Source organism: Kitasatospora sp. NPDC059803 (assembly GCF_042732255.1).
Lineage (GTDB): Bacteria > Actinomycetota > Actinomycetes > Streptomycetales > Streptomycetaceae > Kitasatospora.
In genome coordinates, this window is the sequence record NZ_JBHWIJ010000204.1 from 1,482 (window position 1) to 12,301 (window position 10,820).

At 72.9% G+C, this 10,820-nt stretch carries 10 protein-coding genes; 1 reads left to right on the forward strand and 9 read right to left on the reverse strand.

All coding sequences use genetic code 11. The features are described from left to right. Positions 1 to 663: 663 nt before the first annotated feature. From ACFV6I_RS27245 to infC, 9 genes are all read right to left on the reverse strand, one after another. Positions 664 to 1,602, reverse strand: a complete 939-nt coding sequence (locus tag ACFV6I_RS27245) for an ATP-binding cassette domain-containing protein (RefSeq protein WP_380428194.1) — start codon at positions 1,600 to 1,602, stop codon at positions 664 to 666. Next, positions 1,599 to 2,030 carry a GntR family transcriptional regulator gene (locus tag ACFV6I_RS27250; protein ID WP_380428196.1) on the reverse strand — a complete coding sequence of 144 codons (432 nt, stop codon included), beginning with the start codon at positions 2,028 to 2,030 and terminating at the stop codon, positions 1,599 to 1,601. The genes ACFV6I_RS27245 and ACFV6I_RS27250 overlap by 4 nt, the downstream gene beginning before the upstream one ends. 163 nt (positions 2,031 to 2,193) lie before the next feature. Beyond that, complete coding sequence (gene pheT / locus ACFV6I_RS27255; protein ID WP_380428198.1) at positions 2,194 to 4,695, reverse strand: phenylalanine--tRNA ligase subunit beta; 2,502 nt, start codon at positions 4,693 to 4,695, stop codon at positions 2,194 to 2,196. Then, complete coding sequence (gene pheS, locus ACFV6I_RS27260; RefSeq protein WP_380428200.1) at positions 4,695 to 5,816, reverse strand: phenylalanine--tRNA ligase subunit alpha; 1,122 nt, start codon at positions 5,814 to 5,816, stop codon at positions 4,695 to 4,697. Before pheS ends, pheT begins: the two co-directional genes overlap by 1 nt. 335 nt (positions 5,817 to 6,151) lie before the next feature. After that, positions 6,152 to 7,255 carry an ATP-binding protein gene (locus ACFV6I_RS27265; protein ID WP_063346858.1) on the reverse strand — a complete coding sequence of 368 codons (1,104 nt, stop codon included), beginning with the start codon at positions 7,253 to 7,255 and terminating at the stop codon, positions 6,152 to 6,154. Positions 7,256 to 7,365: 110 nt separating this feature from the next. Then, complete coding sequence (locus tag ACFV6I_RS27270) at positions 7,366 to 8,232, reverse strand: RNA methyltransferase (protein WP_063346859.1); 867 nt, start codon at positions 8,230 to 8,232, stop codon at positions 7,366 to 7,368. A 104-nt stretch (positions 8,233 to 8,336) separates the two neighbouring features. Then, on the reverse strand, positions 8,337 to 8,732 hold the full coding sequence (rplT, locus tag ACFV6I_RS27275) for a 50S ribosomal protein L20 (protein WP_030055649.1): 396 nt from the start codon (positions 8,730 to 8,732) through the stop codon (positions 8,337 to 8,339). Positions 8,733 to 8,841: 109 nt separating this feature from the next. Then, the gene (gene rpmI, locus ACFV6I_RS27280) at positions 8,842 to 9,036 is read right to left on the reverse strand and encodes a 50S ribosomal protein L35 (protein ID WP_030055648.1); all 195 of its coding nucleotides are present in this window, start codon (positions 9,034 to 9,036) and stop codon (positions 8,842 to 8,844) included. Between the two features lie 141 nt (positions 9,037 to 9,177). Further along, the gene (gene infC, locus ACFV6I_RS27285) at positions 9,178 to 9,948 is read right to left on the reverse strand and encodes a translation initiation factor IF-3 (protein ID WP_380346233.1); all 771 of its coding nucleotides are present in this window, start codon (positions 9,946 to 9,948) and stop codon (positions 9,178 to 9,180) included. Between the two features lie 482 nt (positions 9,949 to 10,430). On the opposite strand from infC, the gene ACFV6I_RS27290 reads away from it, so the two are divergent. Further along, complete coding sequence (locus ACFV6I_RS27290; protein ID WP_063346861.1) at positions 10,431 to 10,808, forward strand: DUF1844 domain-containing protein; 378 nt, start codon at positions 10,431 to 10,433, stop codon at positions 10,806 to 10,808. Positions 10,809 to 10,820: the final 12 nt, after the last annotated feature.

Genomic DNA, 10,820 nt, shown 5'->3' on the forward strand with positions numbered 1-10,820 from the left:
CCACCCCGGGGCCGGCCCCCCCGCGCCCCCCCGCTGGGTGTTCTCCGTCACCCACCCCCACCCCGGGGCCGGCCCCCCCGCGCCCCCCCGCCCCGCGGGGGGGGCCACGCGCTACCCCACGCCGCACCGGCCCCACCGGGGGGGGCGGGGCGGCGTGCACCCGCAGCGGCGTGACGCGGCCCGACTGCCTCGCCATCGGCTCCAGCCACCAGTTGGTCACCACGCCCGCCAGCGCCGTCGCGACGGCCAGCACGCCGCCCGCGACGGCCAGGACGCCCACCGTCCACCTGGTCCGTCCGGCCCCCTGGGTCCAGGCGAAGCGGACCGTGCCGTGCTCGAACTCCCGTGCCAGCAAAGGGCCGCCGGCGAAGGCGCCGAGGGCGCCGCCGAGGAAGTAGACGATGTTCGCGCCGACCATCAGCTCGGTGCCGTACTCGCGCAGGAACCCCTTCCAGTGCTCGTTGCAGGCCCGCGTCGCCATGTCGCAGTCACCCGCGCCGGACCGGTCGAACCCGGCGTGCAGGAAGTACCCGGTGACGGCCAGCAGCAGGACGAGCCCGGCCAGGACGCCCAGCAGCACCCGCAGCGCGGGCCGGTGCCGCAGCCACGCCGCCCGCACCGCCCCGGCCCGGGGCAGCGCGGCGGGAACGGCGGTGACGGCACTCATGACAGCATCGCTTTCTCGGACGTACGGACGGACGCGCGGACGGCCCCGCGCGGGCCGGGCAGGGCGGAGGCGGTCGGCTCGCGCAGGTAGGCGAGCACCAACTCCTCCAGGCCGACGCGCTGTTGGCGCCATCCGGCGGAGACGGGGGCGTCCACGCCGCCGGTCCGCACCAGCAGGTGCGACTGCGCCCCGGCCCTGCGGTCGCGGACCACCGGCAGCCGGGCGGCGACCTCGTCCGCCCCGGCGGTCGGGCCGGTCAGCATCCGGTGGCCGGCCACCAGGTCGTCCGCCTCGCCCGCCACCTGGACCCGGCCGCCGCCGAGCACCACCAGGTGGTCGCAGCTCTGCTCCAGCTCGTTGACGGCGTGCGAGGAGAACACCACGGACAGGCCGCCCTCGGCCACGGCGGTCAGCAGCACCGCCATGAAGTCGTGCCGGGCCAGCGGGTCCAGAGCGGCCAACGGCTCGTCCAGCAGCAGCAGTTCGGGGCGCTTGGCGAGCGCCAGGGCGAGCGAGACCTGGGCCTGCTGGCCGCCGGAGAGGCGGCCGTACCTGCGGTCCAGCGGGATGCCGAGGCCCTCCAGGTGGGCGTGCGCCCGGGCGTCGTCCCAGCGGCGGTTCAGGTACCGGCCCATCCGGAGCAGGTCGCGCACGGGCACTCCGGGGTAGAGCGCGGCGTTCTGGGCGACGAACCCGATCCGGTCCAACGCCGCCGGAGAGCCCGGCAGTTGGTCGCCGAGAACGGTCATGGCGCCCTCGCTCGGCCGGGTCAGCCCGGCGGCCAGGCCCAGCAGCGTGGTCTTGCCGGCGCCGTTCGGCCCGACCAGCGCCACCACGCGCCCGGCGGGGACGGCCAGATGGCAGTCCCGCAGCGCCCAGGAACGGCGGTAGCGCTTGCCGATCCCGCCGCAGTCGATCACGGTGTCCGCCGTCATGACGCCACCTCTCCGTTCCGCAGGTCGCGCAGCGTGTCCTCGAACACCGCGGTCATCCCTTCCTCGTCCAGCCCGGTGGCCCGCGCCGCGCACATCCAGTCCAGCAATCCCCGCCGCAGCGCGGCCCGTTCACGCAACGGCACCACCCCGGCGGGCAGTCCGCGCACGAAGGTGCCCTGGCCGCGCCGGCCGACGGCCAGGCCGCGGTGCTCCAGCTCGCGGTACGCCTTGAGCACGGTGTTCGGGTTGATCGCCAGCCCCGCCACCACCTCGCGCACCCGGGGAAGCCGGTCCCCCTCCGTCAACCAGCCCATCCGCAGCGCCTGTTCGACCTGCTGCACGAGTTGCAGATAGGTCGGGACACCGGAGGCCGGGTCCAGGCGGAACTCGATCGGAGGGGGCGGGTCGGCGCCTTTATCTAGTTCCATAGTTAATGAGTTAAGTGGACATGGTGACGTTCCGTCAAGCCAAGGAAAGGTGAGGGAAGCCAAGGAAAGGTGAGGGCAGGCGAGGGAAGGCAGGAAAAGTCGAGGAACGGCAAAGGGCCCCGCCCGGACCGAGGTCCGAACGGGGCCCTGAGGCCTGACGGGATCAGGCGCCGCGCAGCACCGCGCCGGTGCGGGCGACGGCCTCGGCGACGGCCGCCTCGCGGGCGGCGGTCGCCTCGTCGGCGGTCAGCGTGCGGTCCGCGGCGCGGAAGCGCAGCGCGTACGCCAGCGACTTGCGGCCCTCGCCGACCTGCTCGCCGGTGAAGACGTCGAACAGCCGGATGGCCTCCAGCAGTTCGCCTGCGCCGGAGCGCAGCGCGGCCTCCACGTCGGCGGCCGGAACGGCGGCGTCGACGATCAGCGCGACGTCCTGGGTGGCCACCGGGAAGCCGGAGACCGCAGGGCCGTTGACCTTCTCGGCGCCGTCCGCGGTGAGCAGGTCGACGTCGATCTCCATCGCGCTGGTGCGGGCCGGCAGGCCGAGCGCCTTGACGACGCGCGGGTGCAGCTCACCGGCGTGGCCGACCACCCGGTCGGTGCCGGTGACGACCAGCTCGGCGCAGCGGCCCGGGTGCCACGGCGCCCGCTGCCCCTGCCGCACGGTCAGCTCGACGCCGGCCGCGCGGGCCACCGTACGGGCCGCCTGGACGGCGTCCGCCCAGGACGCCCCGGCGCCCTGGCCCCACCAGCCGGACGGCAGCCGCTCGCCCGCGAGGGCGACGGCGACCCGGCGCGGCTGGTCCGGCAGCGCGGCGTCCAGCGCGGCCAGCTCCTCGGCGCTGGGCCGGCGGTCGACGGCCGGGCGCGGGGCCACGGACAGCTCGTCCTTGGGCAGGAAGACGGTGCCGGTCTCGTAGATCGCCAGGTCGGTGTTGCCGCGGCCGACGTTGCGCCGCAGCGAGCCGAGCAGGCCCGGCAGCAGCGTGGTGCGCAGCGCCGGCTCCTCGTCGTTGAGCGGGTTGACCAGCTTGACGGTGCGCCGGCGCCGGTCGTCCGGCTCCAGGCCGAGCGCCTCGAAGGCGCTCTCGCCGAGGAACGGGTAGTTGTTGACCTCGACGTAGCCGGCCCCGGCCAGCGCGACGCCGATCCGGCGGTGGACGCGCTGGGCCTCGGTCAGGCCCTTGCCCGGGGGCACGTTGGGCATCCGGGCGGGGACGTTGTCGTAGCCCTCCAGCCGGATGACCTCCTCCGCGAGGTCGTACGGGTCGGTGAGGTCGGGGCGCCAGGTCGGCGGGGTGACCTCCAGGACGTCGGCGCCGGCGACCGAGCAGCCGATCTCCTGCAGGCGCCGGGTCACGGTCTCGCGGCCGTACGCGGTGCCGGCGACCCGGTCGGGCAGGTCGGCGGAGATGGTGATGGTGCGCACCGGGTGCGGGGCGGCGATGTCGGTGACCCCGGCCTCGGCGGTGCCGCCGGCGATCAGGACCAGCAGGTCGACGGCGCGCTGGGCGGCGGCGCGGGCGGCCTCCGGGTCGACGCCGCGCTCGAAGCGCTTGGACGCCTCGGAGGGCAGCTTGTGCCGCTTGGCGGCGCGGGCGATGGCGACCGGCTCGAAGTGCGCCGCCTCGATGATCACCTCGGTGGTGCCCGGGCCGGCGGCCGGGTCGAGGATCTCGGTGGAGGCGCCGCCCATGACACCGGCCAGGCCGATCGGGCCGCTGTTGTCGCAGATCAGCAGGTCCTCGGCGGAGAGCTTGCGCTGCACGCCGTCGAGGGTGGTCAGGCTCTCGCCCTGCTCCGCCCGGCGGACCGTGATCGGGCCGCTCACGCGCTGCTTGTCGTAGGCGTGCAGCGGCTGGCCGACCTCCAGCATCACGTAGTTGGTGATGTCGACGGTCAGCGAGATCGGGCGGATGCCGGCCTTCTGGAGGCGGCGCTGCAGCCAGATCGGGGACTTGGCGGTCGGGTCGATGCCGACGACCGTGCGGGCCACGAAGCGGTCGCAGCCGGCCGGGTCGTTGACCTTGACCAGGTAGCCGAAGGAGTTGGCCGGCGGCACGTCGAGCAGCGCCGGGTCGGCCAGCGGCAGCCCGTACGCGGCGGCGGCCTCGCGGGCGACGCCGCGCAGGGACAGGCAGTAGCCGCGGTCCGGGGTGACGGCGATGTCCAGCACCTCGTCGACCAGCTGGAGCAGCTCGATCGCGTCGGTGCCGGGCTCGAACTCCGGCGGGAGCACGATGATGCCGTCGTGGTCGTCGCCCATGCCGAGCTCGCGGGCCGAGCAGATCATGCCGGCCGAGGTGCGGCCGTAGGTCTGGCGGGCCGCGATCGGGAAGGGACCGGGCAGCACGGCGCCCGGGAGCACCACGACGACCTTGTCGCCGACGGCGAAGTTGGTGGCGCCGCAGACGATCTCCTGCGGCTCGCCGGTGCCGTTGGCGTCGCCGACGTTGACGAGGCAGTGCCGGATCGGCTTCTTGAAGCCGCTCAGCTGCTCGATGGAGAGCACCTCGCCGACCACCAGCGGGCCCTTGAGGTCGCCGCCGAGCTGCTCGACGGTCTCGACCTCCAGGCCGGCCCGGACCAGGCGCTCCGCCACGTCACGGCCGGTCTCGCCGGCCGGCAGGTCGACGTACTCACGCAGCCAGGAAAGCGGGACGCGCATCAGATCTCCATCCCGAACGGGAGGGTGAAGCGCACGTCACCCTCGACCATGTCGCGCATGTCGGCGACGTTGTGACGATTCATCAGGATCCGCTCCAGGCCCAGGCCGAAGGCGAACCCGCTGTAGCGGTTGGGGTCGACGCCGCAGGCGACCAGCACGCGCGGGTTGACCACGCCGCAGCCGCCGAGCTCGATCCAGCCCTCGGAGGAGCAGGTCCGGCAGGGGCGGTCCGGGTTGCCGACGCTCTCGCCGCGGCACACGAAGCACTGCAGGTCGATCTCGGCGCTCGGCTCGGTGAACGGGAAGTACGAGGGACGCCAGCGCAGCTCCAGGCCGCCGCCGATCAGCTTCTCGACCAGCACCTCGATGGTGCCCTTGAGGTCGGCGAAGGTGATGCCCTCGTCCACCGCGAGGCCCTCGACCTGGCGGAACACCGGGGTGTGCGTGGCGTCCAGCTCGTCGGTGCGGTAGACGCGGCCGGGGCAGACCACGTAGACCGGGGGCTCGCGGTCGAGCAGGGTGCGGGCCTGGACCGGGGAGGTCTGGGTGCGCAGCACCACGCCGGAGTCGGCGGAGCCGTCCGGGGCCTGCACGAAGAAGGTGTCCTGCATCGAGCGGGCCGGGTGGTCCGGGCCCAGGTTGAGGGCGTCGAAGTTCAGCCACTCGGCCTCGGCCTCGGGGCCCTCGGCGACCTGGTAGCCCATCGCGACGAAGGTGTCCTCGATGCGCTCGGCCAGGGTGGTCAGCGGGTGCCGGGCGCCGCGCGGGGCGCGGTCGTACGGCAGCGTGACGTCCACCGCCTCCTCGACCAGCACGCGGGCGTCGCGCTCCGCCTCCAGCTCGGCCTGCCGCTTGGCGAGGGCCTTGTTGACGGCGCCGCGGGCCTGGCCGATCAGCTTGCCGGCGGCGGCCTTGGCGTGCGGGGGCAGGGCGCCGATCTCGCGGTTGGCGAGGGAGAGCGCGGAACGGTCGCCGGTGTGGGCGACCTTGGCCTCCTTCAGCTCGTCGAGCGTGCTGGCGGCGGCGAAGGCGGCGACGGCCTCGTCCCGCGCCTGCTCCACCACCTCGGGCTTGAGGGCCTCGACCTCGACCGGGTCGTACGACTTGTTGGGTGCCGACATCTCTATCTTCCCGTGCTCCTGCTCGTCCGTGCTCAGGTAAGGGTGGCTGCCTCTGCGGTACGCCCGGTGTGGCCGGGGCACGGGCAGCCGTTCTCCGTACGACGGGGAAGAGGGGTGTCCGCGGCTCAGCCGCACAGGGCGTACCACAACGCCAAAGGTCGAGTGTAGTCGCAGCGCGTAGCGCGGCTGCCTGGAAGCCCGTCCAGCGGGACCCCGGAGCATGCGTTCATGCTCCTTCAGAGCATGCTCTGCTCGTCGTTCATGCTCCTTCAGAGCATGCTCTGCTCGTCGTTCATGCTCCTTCAGAGCATGCTCTGCTTGTCGTTCATGCTCTTTCAGAGCATGAAGTCCGGAACGCTGGCGGGCAGGATAAATCGGAACCGGGCGCCGCCGCAGGGGGCCCGGTCGACCCGGATCGAGCCGCCGTGGGCCTCCACGATGCCCTTGACGATGTACAGGCCCAGGCCGGTGCCGCCGCGCTTGGAACCGCGCCAGAAGCGGGTGAAGACGCGCGGCATCGACTCCTCGGGGATGCCGCTTCCTTCGTCGCTCACGGTGACCGCGGTTCCTTCCACGATGCGGGGAGGGGTGCCCGAGCGCTCCCAGAGGGGCGCCTCGACGACCTCCTTGGCCGGTGCCACCTCGATCGTGACAGTTCCCTCGCCGTGGCGCACCGCGTTTTCCAGCAGGTTGGCCAGCACCTGGTCGACCTTGTCCGGGTCGGCCCACAGGACGGTCAGCGACTCGCTGATCCGGACGTCGAAGCGCTCCTCGGGGATGCCGGTGGCGACCTTGCGCTCGACGTGCCGGCGCACCGCGGCGGCGAGGTCGACCACCTGCTTGCGCAGCTCCAGCCGGCCGGCGTCGATCCGGGAGATGTCCAGCAGCTCGGCGATCAGCCGGGTGACCCGGTCGGCGTCGGCGTCCACCGTCTCCAGCATCAGCCGCTTCTGCCCGTCGGTGAACCGCTCCCACTTGGCCAGCAACGTCGCCGTGAAGCCCTTGACGCTGGTGAGCGGCGAGCGCAGCTCGTGGGCGACGGTGGCGATCAGCTCGGCGTGGCTGCGCTCGGTGCGGCGCCGGGCCTCGGTGCCGCGCAGCGCGACCACCACCCGCTGCGGCGGCCCCAGCGGCACGTCCCGGACATACCGGGCGGAGACCAGCACCTCGCGGCCACCGGGCAGCAGCAGGTTGCGCTCCGGCTGGCCGGTGCGGGTGGCCAGGCCGCCGTACGGGTCGGTCAGCTGCCACCAGCGGCGGCCGTCCAGGTCCTCCAGCGGGAGGACGTCCTCCAGCCCGCTACCGAGCGCGGCCTCCGGGGGCAGGCCGGTGAGCCGGGCCGCGGCCCGGTTGAAGCAGACCACCCGGCCCAGCGCATCGGCGACCACCAGGCCGTCCGGTAGGTCGTCCGGGTCGAGCTCTGGCCCGCTGCCGACCATGGGTGTCCTCCCCGATTACCCACCGTGCCGTTCCCCCCACAGAGGCAGACCCTAGCGCCTCGCAGCCCCCTGTAGTAGGCCCTCGGCCGGTGGCGACTGGAGCGTGCGGGTCAGGCGTTCGAGCGGCAGCCGCCGGGCGAGCGCTGCGCCCGGGCCGAGGCGTACAGGCAGACGGCCGCGGCGGTGGCCAGGTTGAGGCTCTCGGCGTGCCCGTGGATCGGGACGCGCACGACCTCGTCGGCCAGCGCGCGGGTCTCCTCCGGGAGCCCCCAGGCCTCGTTGCCGAACACCCACGCGCCGGGCGCGCCCAGGGTGCCCTCGTCGAGCTCCTGGTCCAGGTCGCGCTCCCCCGCGCCGTCCGCGGCGAGCACCCGGACCCCGGCCGCGCGCAGCTGCGCGACGGCCTCCTCGACCGGCACGCCGACCGCCACCGGCAGGTGGAACAGGCTGCCGACGGAGGCCCGGACGGCCTTCGGGTTGTACAGGTCCACCGAGGCGTCGGTGAGCACCACGGCGTCCGCGCCGGCCGCGTCGGCGGTGCGCAGCACGGTGCCGGCGTTGCCGGGGTCGCGGACGTGGGCGAGGACCGCGACGAGCTTGGGCCGGGCCTTGAGCACCTCGGCGAACGGGGTGTCGATGAAGCGGCAGAGCGCCACGATGCCCTGCGGGGTCACCGTGTCGCAGATGTCGGCGATCACCTCGTCGGTGGCGGTCAGCACCGGCAGCCCCTCGGCCAGCGTCGCCTCGACGAGGGCGGCGTGCCGCTCGGCGGCCTCCGGGGTCACGTACACCTCGACCACGGCGTGCTCGGCCGATTCCGGCAGCTGGCCGAAGGCGACGGCCTCCCGGACGGCCTGCGGGCCCTCGACCAGGAAGCGGCGTTCCTTGGTGCGCTGGTTCCGCTTGGCGAGCCGGCGGGCGGCGACGACGCGCGGCGAGCGCAGGGAGGTGAGCAGGGGGGTGTCGGTGCTCGGCATGGTCTCGTTCTCTGTGGCGGGCGGCGCTGAAGATCCGGGGAAACGCAGAACCGGACCCGCAGGGAGCCTGCGGGTCCGGTCAGAGCTCAACTGATCTCGGAAGATCAGGCGGCGTCGGCGGCAGCCTTGGGGGCGTTCACGTCGGCCGGCAGCGCCTTCTGGGCGACCTCGACCAGCGACGCGAACGCGCCCGGGTCGTTGACGGCCAGGTCGGCCAGCATCTTGCGGTCGATCTCGACGCTGGCGGCCTTCAGGCCCTGCACGAAGCGGTTGTAGGTGATGCCGTTGGCACGGGCCGCAGCGTTGATGCGCTGGATCCACAGCTGACGGAAGTCGCCCTTGCGCTTCTTGCGGTCGTTGAAGTTGTAGACCAGCGAGTGGGTGACCTGCTCCTTGGCCTTGCGGTACAGGCGCGAGCGCTGGCCACGGTAGCCGCTGGCGCGCTCCAGGATGACCCGGCGCTTCTTGTGGGCGTTGACTGCCCGCTTGACGCGTGCCACTTGATTACTCCTTGGGTTGGACCACGGACTACTTCACGTGGTCCGTCATTCGAATGGGTCGGGAAGGATCAGCTGCCCCGCTCACGGCTCGCGCCGGGCGGGAGGGCGATCACTTGCCGAGAAGCTTCTTGATCTTCTTGGCGTCAGCGGGGGCCAGCTCGACGGTCCCGGCCAGCTTGCGGGTCAGCGTCGAGGGCTTGTGCTCCAGGAGGTGGCGACGGCCGGCGCGCTCGCGGAGCACCTTGCCAGAGCCACTGATCTTGAAGCGCTTGCTGGCGCCACTGTGCGTCTTCTGCTTCGGCATTTCGCCGTATCTCCTCGTCGGTCCCGTCCGCGCCCGCGCGGCCTGCGCCACGCGGGCGTGAACTGGATGGATCTGTGTGACCGGGCGGGGCGCCCCGTCACCTTGGGGCCGGTCTCCCGGGCCGCCCTGGCCGGTGAAGGCTCAGGCGCCCTGGGAGGCGGCCGGCTGCTCGACCGGAGCGTCGGCCTCGACGGCCGGCGCCTCGGCCGGGGCGTCCTGTGCCTCGGCCGCCTCGGTCGCCTCGTCGTCGGCGACCTCGTCATCGGCGACCTCGTCGTCGACCAGCAGGTCGTCGTCCAGCAGGTCGTCGTCCGCAGCGGCGTCGGAGCCGGGGGTACGGCCCTGACGCTCGGCCTTGCGGGCGTCGGCGAGGGCGCGGGCCTCGGCCATCGCCTCGGTCTTCTTCTTGTGCGGGCCAAGAACCATGATCATGTTTCGGCCGTCCTGCTTCGGCGACGACTCGATGAAGCCCAGGTCCTGGACGTCGTCGGCGAGCCGCTGCAGCAGGCGGAAGCCCAGCTCGGGGCGGGACTGCTCACGACCACGGAACATGATCGTGATCTTGACCTTGTCGCCCTGCTTGAGGAACCGGACGACGTGACCCTTCTTGGTGTCATAGTCGTGCGGGTCGATCTTCGGCCGGAGCTTCATCTCCTTGATGACCGTGTGCGCCTGGTTCTTGCGCGCCTCACGGGCCTTCATGGCCGACTCGTACTTGAACTTGCCGTAGTCCATGAGCTTGCACACCGGCGGCCGGGCGGTCGCCGCGACCTCGACCAGGTCAAGGTCGTACTCCTGCGCGAGCTCCAGCGCCTTGGCAAGCGGCACGATGCCGACCTGCTCGCCGCTGGGACCGACGAGTCGCACCTCCGGGACGCGAATCCGGTCGTTGATGCGGGGCTCGGTGCTGATGGGGCCTCCTCGGTTGCACCTTCTGCGATGCGGCCGTCGGACGGCGGACGCACGTAGTGGACTCGACCACTGGGCGGGGCTTCATTCGTGCTGCGCTGCCCGGCACCTGTTCGGCACCGTGTGCACCGCGACACGAAAAAAGCCCCGCTCGGTACAAGCGGGGCTCCACACAATCCGGGGGCAACACCCTGGTGAGGAGCGCTGCTGCGACTCGACGCCGTGGCGCCCGTCGCGGACCGGGACCCGTCGACCCTGAGGTCGACCAGGTGGGAGACTTTCGCGGTTGCCCTCTCGGGCCTCCTGGGTGGAGCCTCCTCTTGCTGGCCAGGTGCCCATACGGGATCCCGGCCGGTCAGTCTCGAAGCATACAGCGCTGCGGAGTCGAACGCTATTCCGCCCCACCTCACCACCTTTGTCCGCCTCCGGAAGGGCCCTTGTACGCTCCAGGGGTACTGACACCGGCACGACGGAACGAGCCCCCCTTGAGCAGCGAGCCCACCAAGACCCCCGGCGCGGACGACGACGCGATCGGCTTCGACGACCTCACCCGGGACATCGCCGAGGTCCCGGCCGTCGAGGTGATCACCACCGTCGCGGTGCACCTGATGAGCGCCGCCGCGGTCAAGTGCGGCCTGGCCGAGGGCGGGGAGAAGGACAAGGACCTCGACGAGGCCCGCAAGCTGATCACCGCGCTGGCCGGGCTCGTCACCGCCGGCGCCCCGGAGATCAGCAACTTCCACGCGGCGCCGCTGCGGGACGGCCTGCGCTCGCTGCAGCTGGCCTTCCGCGAGGCCTCCATCGTCCCGGACGCGCCGGGCACGGGCCCGGGCGAGAAGTTCACCGGGCCGGTCTACTCCTGACCCGGACGCGAC